This is a genomic window from Bacillus sp. AFS018417, assembly GCF_002560985.1.
GTDB classification, from domain to species: Bacteria; Bacillota; Bacilli; order Bacillales; family Bacillaceae_G; genus Bacillus_A; species Bacillus_A rhizoplanae.
In genome coordinates, this window is the sequence record NZ_NTTM01000038.1 from 39347 (window position 1) to 64722 (window position 25376).

Here is a 25376-nt window from a genome sequence, read left to right on the forward strand (position 1 = left end):
CATAGAGAAAGAGGATACGTTACCGCATCCTCTTTTTAAATAATTATTTATCTTCTTTTTCAGTGATATATGTCCACTTGTAGCTGAAATCACCACCAACATTATGCTTAACAATGTTGTGTACAGTTGGACGTTGTAAATAAGAAGTTCCACGTTGGTACAGCGGTGCAATTGCAGCATCATCAAGTAACATCTTCTCAGCTTTCGCAAGTTGTTCCCAACGAGTTTTCTCTTGTGTTAATAAATCTGTTTTACCTTTTTTAACAATGTCATCATACTCTTTATTTGAGTAACTCATTTGGTTATGAGAGTTTGTTGTTTCAAACATATCGATGTATGTCATTGGATCTGCATAGTCAGGACCCCAACCAGCGTAAGAGATATCAAAGTCTTGATCTGTTTCTAGTTTTAGTTTTTGCTTAAATGGTTGGTTTTTCAAGTTAATTTTTAAGCCTGGTAAGTTTTTCTCTAATTGCTCTTTTAAGTACTCACCAATTTTCTTCGCATTATCAGTATCGTAGTTTAATAATTCAAGTGTGATTTCGTCTTTACCTAACTCTTTCTTCGCTTCATCCCAAAGTTTTTTCGCTTCTTTCGTATCATATGATACAGATTTTACATTTCCATTAATTGTACGGAAATCTTTATCATCTGGACCTTTTACGAAGTCAGCTGGTACAAGATAATCAGCTGGTTTAGAACCATCATTTAAGATTACGTTCGCCAACGCTTTCTTATCGTATGCTTTTGCGATTGCTTGACGAAGTTTCTCATTTTTAAGCGGCGTGTCTTGTTGTTTCAGACGTTTTTCGTTTAATCGTAAGAAGAATGTAGATGGCTCTAAATAGCTTCCAAATTCATCTTTCTTCGATTTATATTTATCAACATATTCAGCACTTAAAGCAACGCGATCAGCTTCGCCGCTTTCATATAAGTTAACACGAGTAGATAATTCTTTTACAACGTTAAAGTTGATTTCTTCTAACTTAACTGTGCTCTTGTCCCAATATTGATCATTTTTCTTCAGCTTCCAACCTTGTTCATGTTTCCATTCTGTCATAGCAAATGGACCGTTGTATACTAAGTTCTCTGCTTCTAAACCGTATTTATCGCCTTTTTCTTTTACAACCTTTTCATTTAACGGATAGAAAGAACCGAATGTTGTTAATTCAAGGAAATATGGCACTGGGTTGTCTAATTGCACTTCTAATGTATTGTCATCAACAGCTTTTACACCTAAAGAATCAACTGGTGCTTTGCCTTCGTTGATTGCCTGTGCATTTTTCACATCATACATAATAAATGCGTATTCAGCAGCTGTTTTTGGATCTAATAAACGTTGCCATGCAAATACGAAATCTTTCGCTGTTACAGGATCACCATTTGACCATTTCGCATCTTTGCGAAGCTTAAACGTATATGTTTTGCCATCATCGCTCTTTTTATACGATTCCGCCATACCTGGAGTTGGTTTTTGGTCTTTATCCAGACGATATAATCCTTCCATTACGTTATTTAAAGCAAGGAAAGACACTGCATCTGTTGCTTTAGAAGAGTCCATAGACGGAATTTCTTGCGTTTCTAGTAAGTTTAACACCTGTTTTGATGCTAACTTACCTTCTGTTTTTTTCTCTTCATTTTTTGGCTCTGTGCTTGCTTTTTTGTCCCCTGATCCCGAACATGCTGTTAAAGCCACGCTCATTGCTAACACTGGCGCTACTACAGCTGAGATTTTTTTAATCTTTTTCATTTTGTACCCTCCCTAATTTTATGTACGATACTACTTGTGAGAAACTTTTTTGATAACTTTATGTTTCTATATAGTTATCAGAAAATTTCTATTAATTAATATTCTACTAATTTTTTTGATTTTGTAAAGTGGTATTATTAAAAAAATTAAAAAAATTATTTTATTACAGTAATATTTATAATCATTCTGTAAAATAACTCAAGAAAAAAGGCATCCCCTTACTGTATGGATGCTTAAATCCTTTTATTTATTACTATTTATTACTATTTTTTTAAAAAAACATATAAAACAATGATTTACAATATATTGCATTCTTATACATATCCTCTTTATGATTCTTTCATTTTATTCTCTTGTATTTCCAGCAAAACTTTCTCATGTTTTGTCTGACAATTTTATTTTTACTCTTCGTAACAATAGCAACACTCTTATTATTTCTTACACTATATAATTACGGACTTCTAATATAAAGTGAAACTTCCATCAGTGGAGGTTTTCTTCATCCCCCACTGATGGTTAGTTGAACCAATCGGGCTTTTACGGGATAAAGCGATCGATACTAAACAAAAACGCTAATCCTTTTTACAAAATAACTTCCAGTGTGGAAAATCCATCGCCATTAACTGTTACTGCATCTTTTCATTTTCTTTATTAAAATTTTGGCTTTGTTAAAGAACATTATTGATTTTTCTTATTGAACAAACGAAGCAGGATAGTTAGAAGAAGGATTAGGACATTAAGTATGGAATAAGTTTTTTAAACACCAAATAAAGGAGCGTATGTAATGCATAAAAACGAATATGAATGGGTCAAGCAGACTCGATCCGTACTTCTTGACTTTTGTAAAGAACTAGAACCAAATGACTTTAGTCGCCAAATGGGGTTCGGTTGGCAAAGCGTGCGAGATACAATGGTACACATAGCAGACTGTTATAACGCTTGGCTTGGCTCATTTGTTTTATTAAAAACGAAGAAACCGCTCACTTCAAAGGAAGACCTGCAACAACTCAGTTTGAACGAAATAAAAGTACGCTTTGAACATATAGATTCTCTTGTAAATGAGGTATTTGAAGTACTTGCCCATCACATGGATGAGCCGATTCAGAGGGAGATCCCTTGGAGAGAAGAAGGAGAAACGTTATCAATTACACCTGGTAAATTGATAACGCATGCAATCACTCACGAATTCCATCACAAGGGACAGATTTCAGCCATGATACGTCAGATGGGGTATGAACCTCCAAACACAGATGTATTAGGAACTAGTGATTAGGGAGAATACGTTTGGTGCCGTTTGTTGAAAACAGAAAGTAAAAAGCATGGTACCAACATATGTGAGGCTGTTTTTAAGCAGCCTTTTTTGTTTGTGGTACAACAGAGAGCGAATTCATTCGTCCCTCCCAGCGAATCTGAAGTGAAGATATTGGAATTAGAATGTATCTACCATAATAACAATTGGTTGTTTTTACAAATGAGTTAGGCTGTACCTAACCGAAATTCATCCCCACCTTACCGCTAGGCTACTGCCTGTTACGTGCTTGAAGATGGGGACTTCTTTCTGAAATACGTTAAATAAAGCGGTAAGGTTTCTTAATTGCTGTTTCATAATATTCACCTAAAAGGGATAATACCAGTCCACCACATCAGATAAACTCTTTTTACTGTCTACCTAAAAAAGCCAATTCACCTCTTCTTTTTATTAGATCATCATAAAGGCAAATCTCTTCTCTTAAAAACAATAACAGAAATTATAAAAAGAATAATAGCTGCTATAAGTAAACCAATACTTGTCGGCCATATATTATAGGTTCCATCAACAATTTCCTGCGGGCGATACAAGCTAAATATAGATAAATTTCTCATCCATTCCAATTTCTCGCTCAACTTCCCTAACATATCAAATCCATAAAACAATACTGTTATACCTGTAGAAATACTTAACGCTTTCTTTTCATCATCAAATAAACAGGAAAAGAAAAATGAATATGCACAAATAACAAGAAATACAAGTCCACCAAGAAGATTGAGTTTAAAAAATAATACTTTATCAAGAGATACTTTTTCAATTAGCCATTCTGCCCCGACTAAACCGCCAAGATAAGTAGCTATAACAATCGTAAATAGCCCTATGATTAAGACAGATGCTTGTGTCAAAATTACCTTTGTACGCGAAACAGATGTAGATAATAAATAAGCCATTGATCCTCTATCAACTAGATGAGCAACTAATTGTGTTGATGCTAAAATACTATATATCATCAACAATAATACAAAGATTAAACCATAATATTCTCCAGCTAAAAAATCATTCAATTGTTCAATCCCTTTTTCAAATCCCACTGCTTTTAATACCCCTTGAGGCATAGCTTTCAGTATTTCATCTAATCCCTTTACAGATGAGAATGATGGAAAGATCCAAATTAGTAACCATAAATAAAGAACTGAACCAATAGCATAGTTCAAAATCATTTTGGCATTTGCTTTTAAACTAGCAACAAATAACGCTTTACTCATAACCGATCTGCTCCTTCCTCATCATAGTAATGCATAAAGATATTTTCTAAATCCATTGTTCTCATCTGAAAACCAATTACATCATGTTGCGCTAATGTTTGAAGAAGTTCATTATAGTTTCCCTGCACAATAATCGAAGCTGTATTTCCTTGCACACTATCAATTTGTAGTGTCGTTTTCTTTAATGCTTGCAATTGTTCTTGTGAAGATACTGTCACATCAAGAACTTGCCGTTGTTTTGCTCTCAAATCATGAATATTTTCTACTGTAAGTAACTTTCCGTCTTTAATAATCCCTACACGATCGCATGTCCGTTCAATTTCTGTAAAAATATGAGACGACATAAAAATTGTTTTTCCTCTTTGTTTTTCTTCTAATATAAGATCAACAAATAACTGCTGCATAAGCGGATCTAAACCTGAAGTTGGTTCATCTAAAATGAGCACTTCTGGATCGTGCATAAAGGCTGCTACAATCCCTACTTTTTGCTTCATTCCTTTAGACATTTTTCGAATGGGTGTTTTCACATCAAACTGAAAGCGCTCAATTAATTCATCACGTCGGCCATTACTTTTCATACCACGCATTCCTTGCATAAGTTGCAAAAATCCCAATCCATTCATTCCTTCTATAAAAGAAATCTCTCCTGGTAAATATCCAACCCTTTTTTGAATATCAGCCGCATCCTTCCAGCAATCCAATCCAAACATCGTCGCTGTTCCAGAAGTAGGTTGTATAAATCCCATTAAATTACGAATTGTTGTTGATTTTCCTGCTCCGTTTGGTCCTAAATAACCAAATACTTCCCCTTCTTTTACTTGAAATGAAACATCGAACAAGCCTTTTCCGTTTGAAAATTGTTTCGTGACGTTTTGAACAATTAACATAAGATCACCTCTTTTTGAAATATTTTATATACCATATTTCAAAAATATTATACTCCTCTGTTATAAGAGAATCAACATTTTTTGAAATTTTATAAAGCCTATATTTCAAAAATATTGTTTCCTTTCTTATCATCTTGTATATTTAAGTGGAGGTGATTCATATGAACGGTTTTGAAAAGGTGAAAGAGAAGAAAAAGCAGGCTATTAAAGCCGCTGCACTAGAACTGTTTTCTAAATTCGGATTTAAAGATGTAAAAATAGAAGATATTGCAAAACAAGCAAGCGTTTCACAAGTTACAATATATAATCATTTCGGAAGTAAAGATGCTTTATTTCGCGAACTCATTCAAGAGTTTACCATTCAAGAGGTTCATTATTATGAAGAACTGTTAACGAGCGACTTATCTTTTCAAGAAAAAATACATCGTATTATGACTCGAAAATTACAAAGTGTGAACCGTTTACATCCTGAAATGATTGAACAAGCAATGCAAACAGATGAAGAATTGCGTAATTTTCTATTTACATATCAAAAAGATAAAGCGCTTCCCCTTTTTCTTCACTTTATAGAAGAAGCACAACAGAAAAAAGAAATTAACCCCAATCTTTCAAAAGATATGATTTTGTTATATATCAATACGTTTTCTAAAATGAGTGATCAATTCGTTGCACACTTAGTTGGTGAAAATCGTGAACAACAAACAAAAGAAATCCTCACAATGTTTTTCTATGGACTTTCTAATCCAAACTAAAAAAACCCGGCCTCTGCCGGGTTTTTTTTCATTATTTGCTTACTTCTCCGTCTTGTCTTCCTGGATATTTCGCACCCTCATACTTATAAATATAAACTTTTGCAAATTTGTTATCACCTTTATCATCGAAAGCTACTTTCGTAATAACGCCATCATATTCTTTTATAGTACGAACTGCATCGCGTACTTGTTCACGCGTTGGATATTTACCATCATTTTTCTTAATGGCATCTTTAATTCCTTGTAAAATAACACCAGCTGAATCATATCCATATGCAGAGTATGCCTCCACATCTTTTTTGAACTTCTCTTTATATTCTGTCACAAATGCTTTCCCTTTCTCTGTTACCGTTGGTGCTGTCGCTACTGTTGTATAATACGTATCTTTTAATCCATCTTTTGCAACTTCTGCCATTGTTGGAGAATCGATACCGTCACCACCCATAATTGGTGCTGTAACCCCTTTTTCACGTGCTTGTTTTACTAAAACGGAGCCTTCTGAATACATACCACCAAAATAAACAAGATCTGGCTTTTTCGCGACAACTTGGTTTAACACACCACTAAAATCTTTCTCACCAACTGTAATCCCTTCATAACCGACAATTTTTGCTCCTAGCTTTTCTGCTTCTTTTTTAAATGCATCAGCTAACCCTGTACCGTAAGCTGTTTTATCTTGAATTACAAAAATATTTTTTGCCTTTACTGTTTCAAGCGCATATTTCGCTGCCGCCGGACCTTGGAAATCATCTCTTGCAACAAGGCGTGCAACAGTCTTTAATCCACGTTCTGTTAATTCAACTGCCGTACTCGATGGCGATACCATAACAAGATTTGCTTTCTCATATGTTTCAGAAGCGGCAATAGATACACCTGACATTAAATGTCCTACAACGCCCAATACTTCTTTATCAGCTGCGACAGACTGAGCATTAGCAACCCCTTTTTTCGGGTCACCCTGATCATCTTGCGGAACAAATTGCAATTCAAAACCTAGTTTTTTAAACTCTTCTTTTTGTTTATCTACTGCAAGCTGCGTTCCAAGCTTAATGGCTTCTCCAAAAGCAGCTGATCCACCAGAAAGAGGGGATTCAGAAGCAATTTTAATTACTTTACTTTCCTTTGTTTCAGTTTTAGTAGAAGCTGAATTCGCATTACATCCCGCCATCATTCCCGCTAATAAAACACCTGATAACAAAAGCGATATCTTTTTCTTCACAGTACTCCCCCTAAATTTATAATATTTCTAATATTTAAAATATTAATCTATACATAAAGGTTGTACAATAAAAATCGTTAGCGTTTTCTCGTAAAATTCCGACATGATTTGCTAACATACAAAAAGAGTCAGCGCATGCACTGACTCTACCATTTCACTATCATTCCTTGCTGACTACTTTGTAAACAAGCTGTAATAACACGAATCACATTTAGGGCTTCCTCAGCAGTAACAGGTGGCATTTCTTGTTTCATTATCGCATCTCGGACACCTTTATAATAGTTCTCATAACACCCTATTTCTGTTGGAACACGAATTTCTTGTTCCTCTGTAGAAAGAATAGCATACATATGCATAGCATCTTCTCCATAGCCTACATCACCAGGTTTCTTTCCAGTCTTTAATTGCTCCTCTTGGGAATCCATTCCATATTTAACAATCGAGCCTTTTTCACCGTGAATGCTAAAATGAGGACCTGCATATTTAACGTGACTACTGCTATGAAGAATAACACGCATTTCTTCATAATGAAGAATAATATGAAAATAATCATCTATTTGCGACCCTGGGCGCTGATTGATAACATCTGCATAAACTGCTTCCGGCATACCAAATAGATGTAACGCTTGATCAATAAGATGTGAGCCTAAATCAAATAACATCCCTGATCCTGGTAATTTATGTTCACGCCAACGATCGCGAACATGCGGACGAAATCTATCAAAATGAGCTTCATACGTATAAACTTTACCAATTTTATCATCTTGTAATAGTTTTTGAATCGTTCTGAAATCGTTATCCAAGCGGCGGTTATGATATACACTTAACACAATACCATACTGCTTCGCTAGTGCTATTAACTCTTCCCCTTCTTCAACAGTAACAACAAAAGGTTTTTCAACAACAACATGTTTACCGTGAAGAATTGCCTTTTTTACATATTCAAAGTGCGTTGTATTAGGAGATGTAATAATGATAAGATCTATGCTCTCTTGCATAACAAGCTCATCGATTGTTGTCACAACTTCTACATGTGGAAATGATGCTTTTACTTTCTCTTCTTGTGAAGAAACAACCGCACGAATTTCGTAGTCTTCAATTGTTTGTAGCAATGGAATATGGAAGGTTGTACTAGAAAAACCGTAACCTACAATACCAACACCTATTTTGTTCATAAAACCCCTCCCAATTATGTATGGAATATGATGAACTTTTATTATATCAACTTATCTTTTTTCTACATAATATTTTGCTTTTTTACAAATTACGCTTTAGTAATAACGGTAACATAGATTAACATGACAAAGAGCCACCCTACTTAGGGTAGCCCTCATATTATGCTAAATACGCTTCTTTCACAAATTCATTATGCATCAATGATTTTCCTTCTCCTACCATTTTAATTTCCCCTGTCTGAATCACATATCCACGATGTGCAATTTGCAACGCTTGATACGCATTTTGTTCAACAAGTAGAATCGTCATTCCTTCTTTATTAAGCTCTGAAATAATTTCAAAGATTTGCTCAACAATAATTGGCGCTAGTCCCATTGAAGGTTCATCTAACATAAGTATGTGAGGCTGGCTCATGAGCGCACGTCCAATTGCAAGCATTTGCTGTTCACCACCACTCATCGTACCGCCCTTTTGTTCTAGCCGTTCTTTTAACTTTGGAAAATAGTGAAAGGTACGCTCCATCCGTTCCTTCACTATTCTTTTATCCTTTACTGAAAATGCTCCCATCTCTAGGTTCTCTTTTACTGTTAGACGTGAAAAAATACGTCTCCCCTCTGGTACATGAGCGATTCCAGATAAAGCTGTTACGTGCGGGGATTGTTTCGTAATTTGTTTCCCCTCAAATGAAATTTCTCCTGACTTCGGTATAACAAGACCACTAATCGTCTTTAATGTCGTTGATTTTCCAGCTCCGTTGCATCCAATAAGCGTTACAATTTCGCCTTTTCCTACAGAAATATTAATTCCTTTTAACGCGTGAATGCCACCATAATACGTATTAATATTTGTAAGCTCTAGCAAAATACTTCCCTCCTTTTTATTTTTTTCAAGCGATTTTGTAGCATGCTCTTTGCTTTGTCCCGCATTAACGGGCAGTAAGGCCCCCACTGATGGAAGTTTCACTTTATCCCGCATTACTTCTCTAACACTGCGCTTTTCCCTAAATACGCTTCAATAACTTTTGGATTGTTACGAATATCTTCCGGTCTTCCTTCTGCAATTTTTTCACCATGATCTAGCACAATGATATGCTCAGATATCTCCATGACAAGTTTCATATCGTGTTCAATTAATACAATTGTTACGTCCAGCTCTTCACGCATACGATAAATAAGTGCTGTTAACTCCTTCGTTTCCTTTGGATTCATCCCAGCTGCTGGCTCATCCAATAATAAGACTTGCGGTTTTGCCGCGAGCGCCCTAGCAATTTCAAGGCGCCGCTGTGCACCGTACGATAAATTTTGCGCTTCTTCATTTAACAAATGATCTAACCCAACATATTCTAAAAGCTCATACGCTTTTTGCTGCGCTTGTTCTTCTTCTCTCTTTACTCCTGGAAAATGTAACAAAATTCCCAAAAGATTACTTTTCAAATGATTGTGAAGCCCTACCATCACATTTTCAAGTACCGTCATATTGTTAAAAAGACGAATATTTTGAAACGTACGAGCAATACCATGCTTTGAAATATCATGCGGCTTCAAACCAGTTATCTTTTTTTCACCAAGTAGAATGTCCCCTTCATCGGGCTTATACACGCCTGTTACCATATTAAAGAACGTCGTTTTCCCTGCTCCGTTCGGTCCAATTACAGCTGTAATCGATCCTTTTTTTACTTTCATATCAACACTTTTCACTGCAACAAGCCCGTCAAACCGTTTTGTAATATTTTGAACTGTTAAAATCGTCATATTCTCACCCCTAGGCTCCAAATACGTTCTCTTTTTGTGTTTGCGATTCGATTTGTTCTGTCCTACCTTTTTTCAGCTGCTCTTCATTAAATTTCCGATTTTTTGCAGGTATGAGTCCTTGCGGGCGATACAAAGCAAATAAGATTAAAATTCCCCCAAAGATGAAGCGCTGCATCTTTGCTGGAGAAAGTGCATCTGGGATCGCAATCGTTCCACTTAAGTTCAATTGATTTAGCCAGTTTGTTACTTCAGTAAGTACTTGTAAATTTAAAATCGTCATAACTGCTGCGCCTAAAATAACTCCTGGTACACTCCCCATACCACCAAGTAATACCATAACAAGAATCGTAATCGACTCTAGTAACGTAAAACTTGTTGGATCGACGAAAGTTTGTTTTGCTGCAAAGACAACACCCATCATTCCAGAAAATGACGCACCAATTGCAAACGCTAGCAGCTTTGTTTTCACAAGCGGAATTCCCATCGCTTGAGCGGCAATTTCATTTTCACGAACTGCCTTCCAAGAACGGCCTATTTTCGAAAACTCTAGTCGTTTTACAATAAAAATCACGAGTAGTAAAATACCGAGCACAATATAATACACTTGACTCGATTGCAAAAATGTAAACCCAAATAAAGAAGGTGGCTTTACAGAAGATAAACCCATTGCACCGTTTGTAATATTGATTGGTTTATCTAAATTATTAAAAATAATACGAATAATCTCTCCAAATCCAAGTGTCACAATTGCTAAATAATCGCCTTTCACACGTAAAACCGGGATACCGAGTAAAACTCCAAATACTGCTGCAATAAAACCGCCTAGTAAAATAAAAATCCAAAAGCTTTCTCCTGACAATGGATATTGACCAAATGGCATAAAGTTATTTGCTTGAGCTGTTGCAAAAATACCGTATGTGTAAGCTCCTATTGCAAAAAAAGCGACAAATCCTAAATCTAGCAATCCCGCAAAGCCGACAACAATATTTAATCCTAGCGCCATTGCTATATAAATCCCAACTAATGTCGCTACTTCCATATAAGACTGATAGGCTGGCCCGCCGCTTGCTGTGAATGGAAGCAATATGACTAATACAAATAACCCTATCAACCATTTCCATTTACCGTGCAAATTTGTGTAATACAATAATAAAAGAGACAATAATAATAGTAAAAATGCCGTTACTGACTTTTGTGCAAAATATAAACTTGCAGCCGTTATACCAATATAAAGGACTAATAATATAAGTTGCAGCTTCGTATTTTTCCTTATCATTTCTAACCATTTTGTCATTATGATCACCTACACTTTCTCGGCAACTGCTTTGCCGAAAATGCCTTCTGGTTTAAAAATTAAAACGAGAATTAAAATTCCAAAGGCAAATACATCCTTATATTCCGCTCCCAATATTCCTGAAGATAAAATGGATAAATTTGCAGCCGCGAACATTTCTAGAAGTCCAAGCAATATACCGCCAACCATTGCACCTCGAATATTACCAATTCCCCCTAAAACAGCTGCTGTAAAAGCTTTTAACCCTAAAATAAAGCCAATGTACGGATCTATTGTTCCATATTGCACAGCAAACAGTACACCTGTTGCTCCGCCAAGTGCGGAACCAATAAAAAACGTAAGGGAAATCACTTTATTCACATTTACTGACATTAATGAAGCAGTATCACGATCTTGCGCAACAGCACGCATCGCCATTCCCCACTTTGTTTTATTAATGAAAAAGTCTAAAGAGAGCATCATAATAACTGCAAGAACGAGTAGAATAAGTGAAGATGTTTTAAGTTGAGCATTATTAAAAGAAGACATAATCGCTGAAGTCTGTACTGTAATTTGATCATTGAATAAAGTAGGACCTGTTATAATGTAATTTCCTTTTTTTAATTCAGCAATAAAACGAACGATATCTTGCAGCAGAAAAGAAACACCAATTGCTGTGATTAACGTAATAAGTTTTGGTGCTTTTCGAAGCGGTCGATACGCAACCCTTTCAATCCCCATCCCAAGAAAACCCGTTATAAGAGATGTTGCGACTAAAACAAGTAACAATGCTAGCAGAGCAGGCATAACCGTCATCCAACCAAATCCCATAAAAACAAGAAAAATTGTTGTGCCAATAAAAGCACCAGTCATAAAAATTTCTCCATGAGCAAAATTGATAAGTTCTAATATCCCATATACCATCGTATATCCTAACGCAACAACTGCGTACACTGCACCAAGTGTTAATCCGTCAATTAGCACTTGAGGAAGTGTATGCATGATTTCACCGAACATAGAAATTCCTCCCTTTTTATTTTTCTCTAAAAAAGGTACGGAACATAAGCACCGTACCCATATCACCTTACTTTTTCTCTACTTCGCCTTCTTGTCTTCCTGGATATTTTTGCTCTGCAAATTTATAAATATATACTTTTGCAAATTTATTATCCCCCTTGCCATCAAACCCTACGTTTGTTACCGCTCCTTCAAAATTATTTGTTTTCCGAACAGTATCGCGTACTTGTTCTCGAGTTGGCATTTTGTTGTTATTTGCTTTAATCGCATCTTTCACTCCTTGCAGGAGTACACCCGCAGCATCATACCCATAAGCCGAATATCCTTCTACCTCTTTATTAAATTTACTCTTATAATCATCCGCAAATTTCTTTCCTTTTTCCGTTGTTTTCGGGTCAGCAGCGATAGAAGTGTAATACGTGTTCTCAATATAGTTACCTGCAATTTCTACCATCGTTGCTGAATCCATACCATCACCGCCCATAAACGGGATTGTAAGGCCTTTTTCACGTGCTTGCTTCACTAACAGTCCACCTTCTGCATATAGACCACCAAAGTAAATTAAATCAGGTTTTTTCGCGAGTACTTTATTTAACACACCGTTAAAATCTTTTTCTCCGACCGTAATAGATTCATAACCTGCAATTGTTCCACCTAATTTTTCAACTTCTGTTTTAAATGCTTTAGCTAAACCTGTTCCATAAGCTGTTTTATCATCAATAATAAAAACGTTTTTTGCCTTCAGTGTTTTCAACGCAAACTCTGCCCCGGCAGGGCCTTGAAAATCATCTCTTGTACATATACGATTTACTACTTTCAAATTACGATCCGTTACTTCAATAGCAGTATTTGTAGGTGATACCATAACAACATTGTTTTTCTCATACACTTCAGAAGATGGAATTGCAACTCCTGAATTCATATGTCCAACGACACCAAGTATTTCTTTATCCGCACCAATAATCTGTGCGTTCGCAACACCTTTTTTCGGATCAGCTTGATCATCATATGGCACAAATTTTAGTTCATATCCTAATTTTTTAAACTCTTCTTTTTGTTCTTCTATTTTCAGTTGTGCACCAAGTTTAATTGCTTCCCCTTGCGTTGCAGAACCACCAGAGAGCGGTGATTGAGTCGCAATTTTTATTACCTTTCCACCCCCACCTCCCGTACTTGCTGTATCAGCATTACCATTTGTTTTATCACTGCATCCTGTTAATAAGCCAAACATACACACTGCAGAAAGAACAAAAGCAAAATTTTTCTTTTTTATCACCCATATACCCCCATTTTAGTTTTTTCTAAATATTTAAAATATTTAGTTAAATAATAATGGAAGTGTTTTATTTGTACAACTACTATTCTTCAGACAAATTTAGACAAAAACACCCGACTCATATAATGAGTCGGGTGTTTTCTTACTTTTCTTTTTTCTGTGGCCATGTTTCCACAACAAGACCAACATCACTTACATCTATTAATAAACTTCCGTTACTGTAACGATCCTTATTACGAAGTGTATTCGGATCAATTTCTTCTATTATCTGCTTTTCTGTTCGCATACAAACAACTTCATCTTCACGAACAACTTCTACACCGACGATGCGATATGGATTCTTTTTCAATTCTTTAAAGATCACAAGACCCCGTTTTGCTCTCGTCGATTTTTCAATTTCTGTCGCTTTTAATCGTTTTACTGCACCTCTTTGCGTAATGAGAACGAGCTGATCTTTTTCAGAATTGATAGGAAGACCGCATACAACGTAGTCATCTTCCTTCACATTCATTCCTTTTACACCAGCTGCCCGTACGCCAACTGGACTCACTTCTTCTTCATTGAAAACAAGTGCATATGCGCCGTGCGTTGCAAGAAGAATATCTTGTGTTCCATCTGTAACAAAAACATCGACGACTTCATCATCTTTCTTTAAATTAGTCGCGACAAATGCACGTGAATAACGCTGCACTTTATATTGATTTAATTCTGTTTTCTTAATCATTCCGTTTCTAGTAACAAACGTAATAAATCGCTTCTCTTCATCAAAATTCGGAACAACAGTTGCAAAGACTAGTGTTTCATCTCGGTCAAGCGACACAATATTCGCAACGTGCTGACCTAGATCTTTCCAACGAATATCTGGCATTTCGTATACCGGAAGATAAATATAGTTTCCTTTACTTGTAAATAAAAGAATTGTCGCGGTTGTATTTGTATCGAAGCGTTCGAGTAAGATGTCGCCCTCTTTCATACCGAAGTCTTTTCCGTTCGATGCATTATGCGAGCGCCAACCAGTTCGCTTTACATATCCTTCTTTCGTTACAGTAACGATGACATCTTCATGTGGAATCATCACTTCCACATCAATTTTAATTTCTTCAATCTCTTCTTCAATTACAGCACGACGATTATCACTATACGTTTTCTTTACTCTCTTTAAGTCCGATTTAATCACTTGAAGAAGTCTTTTTTCACTTTGTAAAATCGCTTGTAATTCTGTAATTTTCGTTTGTAGCTCTTCGGCCTCTTTTTCTAATGCTGTAATATCTGTATTTGTTAAACGGTACAATTGCAGTGATACAATTGCTTCTGATTGTGCTTCTGTAAAGGAGAATCTTGCACTTAAATTATTTTTCGCATCACGTTTATCTTTAGAAGCACGAATTGTTTCAATGACTTTATCTAAGATTGATAAAGCTTTCATCAAACCTTCCACGATATGCTGACGATTTTCCGCTTTTCGCAATTCATATTGCGAACGACGTGTTACAACTTCTTTTTGATGCCCAATATATGCATCTAAAATCTTTGGTAATGTCATTAATGTAGGGCGGCGATTATGAATTGCTACCATATTGAAGTTATATGGTATTTGTAAATCTGTATTTTTATATAAATAATTTAAAATACCTTCTGCATTTGCATCTTTTTTCAATTCGACAACAATACGAAGACCTGTACGATCCGTTTCATCACGAACTTCAGCAATTCCATCTAATTTTTTATCTAAACGTAGCTCATCCATTTTCTTAACAAGATTTGCTTTGTTTACTTCGTAAGGAATTTCTGTAATTACGATTTGCTGCTTCCCACCACGAATCGTCTCAACTTCCGCTTTTCCGCGGATGATAATTTTCCCTTTTCCTGTTTCATACGCCTTCTTAATCCCATCAAGCCCTTGGATAATCCCCCCTGTCGGGAAGTCTGGCCCTTTAATCAGCGTTAATAAATCGTCTACAGTACTGTTTGGTTTATCAATTCGCAACATTGTTGCATCGATAACTTCTCCAAGATGATGTGGTGGAATTTCTGTTGCATAACCAGCTGAAATTCCCGTAGATCCGTTCACTAAAAGATTTGGAAACATAGCTGGTAATACAACTGGCTCTTCACTTGTATCATCAAAGTTTGAAACAAATTCTACTGTTTCTTTATCAATGTCACGTAATAACTCAGAAGCAATTGGTGATAAACGAGCCTCTGTATAACGCATCGCCGCTGCCGGATCACCATCGACACTACCATTATTTCCATGCATTTCAACTAATACATTTCGTACTTTCCAATCTTGACTTAAACGTACCATCGCTTCATACACGGACGAATCACCATGCGGATGATAGTTACCAATTACGTTACCAACTGTTTTGGCAGACTTACGAAATGGCTTATCATTTATATTTCCTTCTACATACATAGAATATAAAATACGACGTTGTACTGGTTTTAAACCGTCGCGTGCATCTGGAAGTGCACGGTCTTGAATAATATATTTACTATAACGTGCAAAGCGGTCACCAAGCACATCTTCAAGCGGGAGGTCATGAAACTTCTCTGCTTGCATGTTATTCCACCTCCGTTGCTATAATCATTTCATTTTCTAAAATATTTCCTTCTTCTTGCATACCAAATTGAACATTGCGCTCAATCCATTTACGGCGCGGTTCTACTTTATCCCCCATCAATGTAGCAACCCGGCGATCTGCTCGTGAAGCATCATCAATTTTAACGCGAATTAACGTGCGCGTCTCTGGATTCATCGTTGTTTCCCATAATTGGTCCGCATTCATTTCACCAAGACCTTTATAACGCTGTAGAATATAACCTTTTCCGACCTTTTTCGTGACACCATCAAGCTCTTCATCAGACCAAGCGTATTCAATGACTTCACTTTTCCCCTTTCCTTTACTCACTTTATATAAAGGAGGAAGTGCAATAAATACTTTACCTGCCTCAATTAGCGGCTTCATATAACGATAGAAGAATGTCAATAGCAGTACTTGAATATGCGCACCATCTGTATCGGCATCCGTCATAATAACAATTTTGTCATAATTGATATCTTCAACCGAGAATTCCGCTCCAACACCGCCGCCAATCGCATAAATAATCGTGTTAATTTCTTCATTTTTAAAAATGTCAGCAAGCTTTGCCTTTTCTGTATTAATAACTTTACCACGCAGTGGAAGAACAGCCTGGAAGCGACGATCACGGCCTTGCTTTGCAGAACCGCCTGCAGAATCACCCTCTACTAAGTATAGCTCGTTCTTTTGTGGATTACGTGATTGCGCTGGTGTCAGCTTTCCGCTCAATGTTCCTTCTGAACGTTTTTTCTTTTTGCCGCTGCGTGCTTCTTCACGCGCCTTTCGCGCTGCCTCGCGGGCTTGCGCTGCTTTAATTGCTTTTTTCACAAGAAGCGTTGCCACACCCGGATTTTCCTCTAAAAAATACTCTAAATGCTCTGACACAACAGCATCAACAGCTGAACGCCCTTCACTTGTTCCAAGCTTTCCTTTCGTTTGCCCTTCAAATTGAAGCAATTCTTCTGGAACACGAATGGAAACAATTGCAGCTAATCCTTCACGAATATCCGTTCCTTCTAAATTTTTATCTTTCTCTTTTAACAAAGAAACTTTACGTGCATATTCGTTAAATACGCGTGTCATCGCTGTTTTAAATCCAGCTTCGTGCGTACCGCCATCTTTCGTACGTACATTATTCACAAAGGAAAGAATGTTCTCAGAATACCCATCATTAAATTGAAAAGCTAATTCTGCTTCAATTCCGTTTTGCTCTCCAGTAAAATATACAACTGGGTGTAAAGAGTCTTTCTCTTCATTTAAATATGAAACAAACGCTTCAATCCCCGTTTCATAATGAAAAACATCTTCCAAATCGTTACGTTTATCCTGAAGTACAATTTTCATACCTTTTAATAAAAATGCTGATTCACGTAATCTCTCGCATAACGTTTCATAATTATAGTTCGTTGTGCTAAAAATCGTTCGATCCGGTTTAAAATGAATCGTTGTTCCATTATCTTTTGCTTTTCCGATTTTCTCAAGTGTCGTAACCGGAACACCACCATTTTCAAATCGTTGTTCATATACGTAACCATCTCGTTTAATTGTAACAACAAGCCATTCGGACAACGCGTTTACAACTGATGCGCCAACACCGTGCAAACCACCACTTGTTTTATAACCGCCTTGTCCAAATTTACCACCAGCATGGAGTACAGTTAATATGACTTCTGGTGTCGGTTTTCCAAGCTTATGCATTCCTATCGGCATACCGCGCCCTTTATCTACTACACTTATACTGTTATCTTTATGTATTACGACTTTAATTTCATCGCCAAATCCCGCCAATGCTTCATCAACGGAGTTATCTACGATCTCATATACTAAATGATGCAATCCGCGGCTATCCGTACTCCCGATATACATACCCGGGCGTTTCCGAACGGCTTCAAGACCCTCTAGCACTTGAATTGCATTTTCATCATATTGAAACTGACGCTTAGCCAAACTCCTTGCCCCTTTCCTACCCAAAAAATCAGAACATATGTTTTCTATTATAGAATAACGCCTTTTACTCACTTTTGGCAAGTTACGTTATTTCTTTTATATACTATTTTCATAAGAAAAATCCTTGCTTGTCACAAGGATTCCTCTACGCTACTATTTCAGAAAAGTAATCGTTTGTCAACGAAACATGGATATGTATTCCAAAAACAACTACATACTCCACCATTTTATAATCAACAAAATGATAATAATCCAAAATGGAGTGACAAGCAACAATCCCCAAAAACAACCTTTAAAAAACTTCACGATGAACACCTCGTCCATCTGCTCCTCCCTAATGAATAGGAGCTCAATAAACTTCACAAATACAATCTATCCCGCTATTCTTGAGCAGTATCCCCCCCGAAGCGAGGAAGATAGGCGGGGAATAACTCCCCGTAAAAGCCCGATTGGTGAGAGCTTTCCATCATTGGGAAGCGAACCGCCCCCAATGATGGAAGTTTCACTTTATCTTGTCATTGCATGTTCAACTTTAATGCAACGATCCATAATGACAGTATAGCCTTTTTCTTTCAAAAAACGATACGTTTCTTCGTCTTGTATACCTAATTGTGCCCAAAATATATCCGCTTCAATCTCAGCAAACTCTTTGGCAACATCCATTAAAAACTCAGAACGACGGAATACATTGACGATATCAACATGCTCTTTTATTTCAGCCAATGATTTTACCGCTTTTTCTCCTAATACTTCACTAACCTTTGGATTAACAGGAATAATACGGTACCCTGCATCTTGCATCGCTTTTGACACCATGTAAGAAGTACGATCTGGATTATCAGATAATCCGACAACTGCAATAGTCTTACTATTCTTTAAAATCTCTCCAATTTCCGCACGAGTTGGATTTTCAATTGTCATATGTAATCCCTCCTGTTAATTTAGTATAGCCGATAAAGAAAGTCTCTTTCAACATGAAAGAGACTTTCTTTATTAATTCGTTCCACTTTTATCAGCTAATGTTACTGTTTTCTTGATTTTCTCACCATTTCGATATGCTGTCACTTCTATTTTATCGCCAACTTTTTTCTTCTCGTATAAATATTTACGGAATTCAACTGCATTATCTATTTTTTGGTCATCCAAGCCAACAACAACATCATATTGCTGCAATCCTGCTTTTTCTGCCGGTGATGCTGGATCAACTTGTCTTAACAGAACTCCATTTGTTACATCTTTTGGTAATTTAAATTGTAATAATGCATAACTTGGGATTTCATCAAGACTCATTACTTGAACACCCATAACAGGTCGTTTTACCTCACCATATTTTTCAAGAGAGTCAAGTACTGGTTTTGCTACATTAATTGGAATCGCAAAGCCAATTCCTTCTACTTCTTGCTGTGCAATTTTACTAGAGTTAATACCGATTACTTCACCATTTTCATTGAATAATGCACCACCGCTATTCCCTGGGTTAATCGCAGCATCCGTTTGAATAACTTGTGCTTGCCAATCAGCACGGTTGTCCCCGTTAATATCAACTGGGATTTCACGATTTTTGCTACTGATAATACCTTCTGTTACACTTCCATCGAAGCCAAGCGGATTACCAATTGCAATCGCAGGTTCTCCCGCACGAATTTTATCTGAATCTCCAAGAGTTGCAACTTTATTAATATTCTTTCCATCAATCTCAACGACAGCTAAATCTAACCATGGATCTTTTCCTACTAGCCTTGCGTCAACCTTCGTTCCATCACTTAACTTCACTTCTAATTTATTTGCACCCTCTACAACGTGGTTATTCGTTACAATAAGTGCTTTATCTCCAACTTTTTTATAAATAACACCTGATCCTGAACCTGCTTCAGCTTCTTGTCCGCCTGCTTGAGGCGAAAATGGATCTACATTTTTTTGGAAATTAATTACACCTACAACTACACCTTTTGCTCCTTCAACCATACCTGCAAGGTCTGTTTCACCCTTTGCTTTATTAGAAACAGGAACTGCTGTTCCCTCTACTTTTGATTGTGAAACCACGCTGTTATTTATCCAAGGCATATACGGTACTGCAAAACTAATCGTAACTGCACCAATAACAGCACCGACAACTCCTGTAAAAAAGTATCCTTTTTTGCTGCGTGATTTTACTGTTTCTGTATAGGCTTCATTCATCTCTTTTTGATCATAGTATCCCATATTCTACTTATCCCCTCTCTGCTTAAATCGTATTTTTAGTATAATCACGGTTTGTGTTCTTTCTGTGAACTTATCGTGAAATCCAAACAAAAAAATACTATTATATTTCATAATTGTCAAGTACATAAAAATTGTACATGTAATTATAAAGATGTATAAATAGAAGCAAATATTTACTCTTCAAATTTGTATCCTACACGAATAACTGTACCAATATGAGTTGCTTTATCTCCTAATTTATTACGAAGTTTCTTAATATGAGTGTCTACTGTACGATCATCTCCGTAGTAATCATATCCCCAAAGCTGATCTAATAAATGTTGACGAGATAATACAATCCCTTTATTCTCCATTAAATAAACAAGCAGCTCAAATTCTTTATGCGTTAACGTAATCTCTTCATCGTCTACCATTACAGTACGCGACAAACGATTCACAGCGATACCTGCAAGGGAAAGTATATTCTCCTCAGCTTGACCTAACGCACCGTCCGCACGTTTTAATAATGTTTTGGCACGTGCAACTAAAATTTTTGGACTAAACGGTTTTGTTACATATTCGTCTGCTCCTAATTCAAAACCAAGTAAAGTATCATCCTCATCAGAACGAGCTGTTAACATAATGATCGGTACCGCTGATTCTTTTCTTACACGTCTACATACAGACCAGCCGTCAATTTCTGGTAGCATAATATCTAATATAATTAAATCCACTGTATGCTCAGCAAAACGTTCTAATGCTTGCTTTCCATCTTCAGCTTCAATCACTTCAAAGCCCTCATTACGAAAATAATCACTAACAATTTCTCGCAATCTTCTTTCATCTTCAACAAGTAAAACTGTTTTATTCAATTCTATCCCGTCCTTTTACTCCTTCAATCGAATAATACGTTGATTTGAACTTCCGCGAAACGGTAGTGTAAGATCTCGTTTCTCTAGCTCAAACCTTCCATCTACTAATACATCTGCATACTGTAACAACTCTATCATATCATTATTTCGTGAATTTTGTATCTCCTCTAATGTATAGCCTGTATAAATCCATAAATTTTTTTTCATTTTTTTTACCGCTTTTGCTATTACTTTTACTTTAGCAGCTTGAAAAAATGGATCTCCACCTGAAAATGTTACATCCGTAAGAGGATTTTTTTCAATCTCTTTTATTATTTCCTCTTTTGTAACCTCAGTTCCATTATTAATATTCCAAGACTGCTGATTATGGCAGCCAAAACAACGATGCGGACAGCCCGCAAAAAATACGACTGTCCGCAATCCTTCCCCATCTACAACACTATCATGAATGATATTCATTACTCTCATTTATGTTTCACCCGATCCGCTTCTTCACTACGCTTCGCACTGTTCCACTTTGACATATCTCCTACAAGGTATCCTGTAATGCGGCGAATTCTTTCCAAGTCACGTTCATTTTCATTCCCACAGCTTGGACATTCATTCCCAATTATCCCGTGATAACCGCAACATTTACAGCGATCGACTGGGTGATTAATAGATCCATATCCTACACCATACTGTGCCATTGCTTTCACAATTTGCTGTAATGCTTTTTGATTATGAACAGCCGCTCCGTCCAATTCAATATACGTAATATGTCCACCATTACAAAGCGCGTGAAACGGTCCTTCTAAACGAATTTTATCAATGGCTTGAATAGGATAATAAACAGGAATATGAAATGAATTTGTATAATAGTTATGATCTGTTACACCTGTAATTGTTCCAAATTCAGCTCGATCTTTCTTAATAAATTTCCCTGATAATCCTTCTGCAGGAGTTGCAATTAATGAAAAATTCAACTGATGTTCTTCCGTTGCTTGATCCATCTTCTTTCTCATACATTCAATAATTTCATATCCGAGCTTCCATGATTTTTCATCTTCCCCATGATGTTTTCCCGTTAAAGCAACTAAACATTCTGCAAGACCAATAAAACCAATACTTAATGTACCTTGCTTTAAAATTTCAGCAACAGAATCCTCAGGCTGAAGTTTTTCACCACCACGCCATACTCCTTGTGAATATAAGAATTGGAAATCTCTTGCCTTTTTCGTTGATTGATAAGAGAATCTTTCCAATAATTGACGAATACCAAGGTCAACATAGTAATTTAAAGCTTCAAAAAATGCTTCTTTTGATCCACTCATACACGCTAATTTCACTAAGTTAATAGATGTAAACGATAAATTCCCTCTTCCAATCGCTGTTTCTTCCCCATGAATATTGGACATAACACGAGTACGGCATCCCATATAACACACTTCACTTTCAGGACGACCATCATAATGTATAGCATTAAATGGGGCATCTAAAAATGAAAAGTTGGGAAACAGTCGTTTTGCTGTCGTTTCTAATGCTAGTTCAAATAAATCATAGTTCGGATCTTTTTCTTCAAAATTCACACCTTTTTTTAATTTAAATATTTGGATAGGAAAAATGGGCGTTTCTCCTTTTCCTAATCCGGCTTGCGTCGCTCGTAACAATTGTTTAATTAATAATCTTCCTTCTTTTGATGTATCCGTTCCGTAATTAATTGAAATAAATGGAACTTGTCCACCGCCCCTGCTATGCATGCTATTCGAATTATGAATAAATGCTTCACATGCTTGATACGTATCATTTTCTGTTTCTTTCCACGCAAACTCTTCTACTTGCTTAACTGTTAATGGATATGTAGCTAAACGTTTTTTATTTCTTTCAAACGTTTTTCTCACATACGGTGCTAAATCTATATCAAACAGCGCAAATGATTGACCACCATGCTGCATATTTTGATTCGCTTGAAGAATAATAGAAGAAAGTGCCAACGCACTTTTAATATCTTGCGGCTGTCGCATATATCCGTGCCCTGTATGAAACCCATTTTCAAGCATTTGAGCTAATGGGATTTGCGAACAAGTTGTCGTACCTGTTGCATAAAAATCTAAATCATGCGGATATAAAATATTTTGATTAATTGCTTTTTTCACTTCTTCAGAAAGTAATTGTTCGACCGCGTAATACTTTGCACTCTCAGATGCAAATTTCCCCATCACTCCCATCGGAGACCGACCGTCAACATTCGCATTTTCTTGCATTAAATCTTGTTCATTTGCATAAACAATTTTCGTAAAAATATCCTTTAGATTCTCTTCATATTCATTGTTCTTTTCCATTACTTGCTTCATTTCTTAACCCCCAACAACATCTTGTTAATTCACTACCAAAATGATACTACATATAGTAAGGTCGGGTATGTGAAAAATGTAACATTCTGTGAAAATTTTTTAAACATTCATCGAACCTTTTATTTATCCCTCAACTTATGAGTAAATAGGAGCTTCATTAGAGAATGTTTTCTATCAGTGAGAAATGAGAAACCCACCATTAATAGAAATTTCACTTTATAAAAAAGAAATGTGCTCTTTACAAATGTATGGTACAATATACGGGAAAAACTCTTTTTACCCTTTATCAACACATTTGAATAAAGGAGACTGAACTTATGCTTACATATCTTTTATTGATCGTTGCCTATTTACTTGGCTCGATTCCATCTGGACTTGTCGTTGGAAAGATTGGTTATGGAATCGATATTCGCGAGCATGGCAGCGGAAATTTAGGAGGAACGAATACATTTCGTACGTTAGGGAAAAAAGCGGGTTTCATTGTTACAATTGCTGATATTCTAAAAGGAACATTGGCTACAGCTCTACCGATAATTTTCGGTTTACATATCCATCCTCTATGGTTCGGATTAGCTGCAGTACTTGGTCATGTATACCCAATCTTCGCAAAGTTCCGCGGTGGAAAAGCAGTTGCTACTTCTGCTGGCGTACTATTATGCTACGCGCCAATTACCTTTGTGGTACTAGCTGTTATCTTTTTTACCCTACTATTTACGACGAGATACGTTTCACTTTCTTCTATGTTAACAGCCGTTGCCGCTGTTGTTGCAGCAATTATAAACGGGAATAAAATCTTCATTGTTGCGATGTGTTTATTAGCTGGTATGGTTATTTATCGACACCGTGCAAATATTGGACGAATTATAAATAAAACAGAACCAAAAGCAAATTTAACAAAGAAACAACAAAAACAAAAGTAAGATTGTAACCCACATAACGCAAAAAGAAAACGCAAAGCATATAAATGGCGTCTTTTTGCGTTATTTTTTATACTAAAAGAAAAAGTAATTATGTTGGAGGAACACTAGATGAACATTTCAGTATCAAAAGAAGCAGTAAGCTGGTACAAAAACGAACTTGGTTTACAAACAGGCGATGCCCTTCGCTTTTTCGTACAATATGGTGGATGTAGCACTGTTCAAAAAGGTCTTTCATTAGGAATTCGTAAAGATGAGCCAGCTACTCCTGCTGTACAAATTCAAGAAGATGGTATTACTTTCTTTATTGAAGGCGATGATGAATGGTTCTTTGACGGACATGATTTATCTGTTACATTCAGTAATGATGATGATTTCCCGCAATTTCATTATGAAAAATAAAAAACGTGGCCTAAGCCACGTTTTTTCATTGTTTTTGAATCTTCTCGTATGTCTCATACCACTCTGGGTACAATTTTTTAAACGATACCGGACGAAAACCTTCTTTTTTTGCACAAATATTTGTTGTAGACGCTGTAATACAACGTTCGCCGTTTCCATTATAAATTTCATAGCCGTACACAACGCGTAGTGGACTCACAGACTCCACCCATGTTTTCACAATTGCTTTTTCTCCATAACGCATTGCTTTTCGATATGTAATTTGCAAATCAAGTACAGGAGATACAATCCCATCATTCTCCATTTCAACATATGAAAACCCTAAATCTTGAATTAATTTCGTACGTCCAAGTTCTAGCCATACTAAATAATTTGCATGGTACACGACACCCATTTGATCTGTCTCTGCATAACGGATGTCAATTTCGTGTTCTGCTACAAACATAGTTTTGTCTCCTTCTCGCTTGCATTTCTTTCTACACCTTTAATCATAATACAGAGAAACTGAAAATAAAATAGAAGTG

The 25376-nt window shown here is 36.4% G+C and carries 22 protein-coding genes; 4 read left to right on the top strand and 18 right to left on the bottom strand.

What is annotated here, in order from left to right:
- Nucleotides 1-43: 43 nt before the first annotated feature.
- The gene (locus tag CN326_RS15490) at nucleotides 44-1750 is read right to left on the bottom strand and encodes a peptide ABC transporter substrate-binding protein (RefSeq protein WP_098309898.1); all 1707 of its coding nucleotides are present in this window, start codon (nucleotides 1748-1750) and stop codon (nucleotides 44-46) included.
- 784 nt (nucleotides 1751-2534) lie between these two features.
- On the opposite strand from CN326_RS15490, the gene CN326_RS15495 reads away from it, so the two are divergent.
- A complete protein-coding gene (locus CN326_RS15495; RefSeq protein WP_098309899.1) occupies nucleotides 2535-3023 on the top strand; it encodes a DinB family protein in 489 nt (162 codons plus the stop codon).
- 434 nt (nucleotides 3024-3457) lie between these two features.
- Here the strand turns inward: CN326_RS15495 and CN326_RS15500 are convergent, their stop codons facing one another.
- Together CN326_RS15500 and CN326_RS15505 are read right to left on the bottom strand one after the other, a co-directional pair.
- On the bottom strand, nucleotides 3458-4264 hold the full coding sequence (locus tag CN326_RS15500) for an ABC transporter permease subunit (protein WP_098309900.1): 807 nt from the start codon (nucleotides 4262-4264) through the stop codon (nucleotides 3458-3460).
- Complete coding sequence (locus CN326_RS15505) at nucleotides 4261-5151, bottom strand: ABC transporter ATP-binding protein (RefSeq protein ID WP_098309901.1); 891 nt, start codon at nucleotides 5149-5151, stop codon at nucleotides 4261-4263. The genes CN326_RS15500 and CN326_RS15505 overlap by 4 nt, the downstream gene beginning before the upstream one ends.
- 161 nt (nucleotides 5152-5312) lie before the next feature.
- Between CN326_RS15505 and CN326_RS15510 the strand changes: the two genes are divergently transcribed.
- The gene (locus CN326_RS15510) at nucleotides 5313-5903 is read left to right on the top strand and encodes a TetR/AcrR family transcriptional regulator (RefSeq protein WP_098309902.1); all 591 of its coding nucleotides are present in this window, start codon (nucleotides 5313-5315) and stop codon (nucleotides 5901-5903) included.
- A gap of 31 nt (nucleotides 5904-5934) precedes the next feature.
- On the opposite strand, the gene CN326_RS15515 is transcribed toward CN326_RS15510, so the two are convergent.
- The 14 genes from CN326_RS15515 to CN326_RS15585 all read right to left on the bottom strand — a co-directional run bounded on the left by CN326_RS15515 (nucleotide 5935) and on the right by CN326_RS15585 (nucleotide 23521).
- Nucleotides 5935-7074, bottom strand: coding sequence for a branched-chain amino acid ABC transporter substrate-binding protein (locus tag CN326_RS15515; RefSeq protein ID WP_098309932.1), 1140 nt, complete (start codon nucleotides 7072-7074; stop codon nucleotides 5935-5937).
- Nucleotides 7075-7268: 194 nt separating this feature from the next.
- Nucleotides 7269-8297, bottom strand: a complete 1029-nt coding sequence (locus CN326_RS15520; protein WP_098309903.1) for an oxidoreductase — start codon at nucleotides 8295-8297, stop codon at nucleotides 7269-7271.
- A 160-nt stretch (nucleotides 8298-8457) separates the two neighbouring features.
- The gene (locus tag CN326_RS15525; RefSeq protein ID WP_098309933.1) at nucleotides 8458-9159 is read right to left on the bottom strand and encodes an ABC transporter ATP-binding protein; all 702 of its coding nucleotides are present in this window, start codon (nucleotides 9157-9159) and stop codon (nucleotides 8458-8460) included.
- A 113-nt stretch (nucleotides 9160-9272) separates the two neighbouring features.
- Nucleotides 9273-10049, bottom strand: coding sequence for an ABC transporter ATP-binding protein (locus CN326_RS15530; RefSeq protein ID WP_098309904.1), 777 nt, complete (start codon nucleotides 10047-10049; stop codon nucleotides 9273-9275).
- 10 nt (nucleotides 10050-10059) lie between these two features.
- A complete protein-coding gene (locus tag CN326_RS15535; protein WP_098309905.1) occupies nucleotides 10060-11343 on the bottom strand; it encodes a branched-chain amino acid ABC transporter permease in 1284 nt (427 codons plus the stop codon).
- Between the two features lie 9 nt (nucleotides 11344-11352).
- Nucleotides 11353-12339: a branched-chain amino acid ABC transporter permease gene (locus tag CN326_RS15540; protein WP_098309906.1), complete on the bottom strand. Its 987-nt coding sequence runs from the start codon at nucleotides 12337-12339 to the stop codon at nucleotides 11353-11355.
- Nucleotides 12340-12406: 67 nt separating this feature from the next.
- Nucleotides 12407-13615, bottom strand: a complete 1209-nt coding sequence (locus tag CN326_RS15545) for a branched-chain amino acid ABC transporter substrate-binding protein (RefSeq protein WP_098309907.1) — start codon at nucleotides 13613-13615, stop codon at nucleotides 12407-12409.
- A gap of 142 nt (nucleotides 13616-13757) precedes the next feature.
- A complete protein-coding gene (gene parC / locus CN326_RS15550; protein WP_098309908.1) occupies nucleotides 13758-16181 on the bottom strand; it encodes a DNA topoisomerase IV subunit A in 2424 nt (807 codons plus the stop codon).
- Between the two features lies 1 nt (nucleotide 16182).
- Nucleotides 16183-18147, bottom strand: a complete 1965-nt coding sequence (gene parE, locus CN326_RS15555; RefSeq protein WP_098309909.1) for a DNA topoisomerase IV subunit B — start codon at nucleotides 18145-18147, stop codon at nucleotides 16183-16185.
- A gap of 507 nt (nucleotides 18148-18654) precedes the next feature.
- On the bottom strand, nucleotides 18655-19068 hold the full coding sequence (locus CN326_RS15565; protein ID WP_098309911.1) for a CoA-binding protein: 414 nt from the start codon (nucleotides 19066-19068) through the stop codon (nucleotides 18655-18657).
- Between the two features lie 72 nt (nucleotides 19069-19140).
- Nucleotides 19141-20349, bottom strand: coding sequence for a S1C family serine protease (locus CN326_RS15570; RefSeq protein ID WP_098309912.1), 1209 nt, complete (start codon nucleotides 20347-20349; stop codon nucleotides 19141-19143).
- 173 nt (nucleotides 20350-20522) lie between these two features.
- A complete protein-coding gene (locus CN326_RS15575; RefSeq protein ID WP_098309913.1) occupies nucleotides 20523-21200 on the bottom strand; it encodes a response regulator transcription factor in 678 nt (225 codons plus the stop codon).
- Between the two features lie 15 nt (nucleotides 21201-21215).
- Nucleotides 21216-21668, bottom strand: coding sequence for an anaerobic ribonucleoside-triphosphate reductase activating protein (gene nrdG, locus CN326_RS15580; protein WP_098309914.1), 453 nt, complete (start codon nucleotides 21666-21668; stop codon nucleotides 21216-21218).
- The gene (locus CN326_RS15585; protein ID WP_098309934.1) at nucleotides 21665-23521 is read right to left on the bottom strand and encodes an anaerobic ribonucleoside triphosphate reductase; all 1857 of its coding nucleotides are present in this window, start codon (nucleotides 23519-23521) and stop codon (nucleotides 21665-21667) included. Before CN326_RS15585 ends, nrdG begins: the two co-directional genes overlap by 4 nt.
- Before the next feature lie 329 nt (nucleotides 23522-23850).
- On the opposite strand from CN326_RS15585, the gene plsY reads away from it, so the two are divergent.
- Both plsY and CN326_RS15595 read left to right on the top strand, forming a co-directional pair.
- Nucleotides 23851-24453 (top strand): glycerol-3-phosphate 1-O-acyltransferase PlsY, encoded by a 603-nt coding sequence (gene plsY / locus CN326_RS15590; RefSeq protein ID WP_098309915.1) that lies wholly within the window; start codon nucleotides 23851-23853, stop codon nucleotides 24451-24453.
- A gap of 108 nt (nucleotides 24454-24561) precedes the next feature.
- Complete coding sequence (locus CN326_RS15595) at nucleotides 24562-24852, top strand: HesB/YadR/YfhF family protein (RefSeq protein ID WP_098309916.1); 291 nt, start codon at nucleotides 24562-24564, stop codon at nucleotides 24850-24852.
- Between the two features lie 25 nt (nucleotides 24853-24877).
- Here the strand turns inward: CN326_RS15595 and CN326_RS15600 are convergent, their stop codons facing one another.
- Complete coding sequence (locus CN326_RS15600; protein ID WP_098309917.1) at nucleotides 24878-25297, bottom strand: acyl-CoA thioesterase; 420 nt, start codon at nucleotides 25295-25297, stop codon at nucleotides 24878-24880.
- Between the last annotated feature and the right edge of the window lie 79 nt (nucleotides 25298-25376).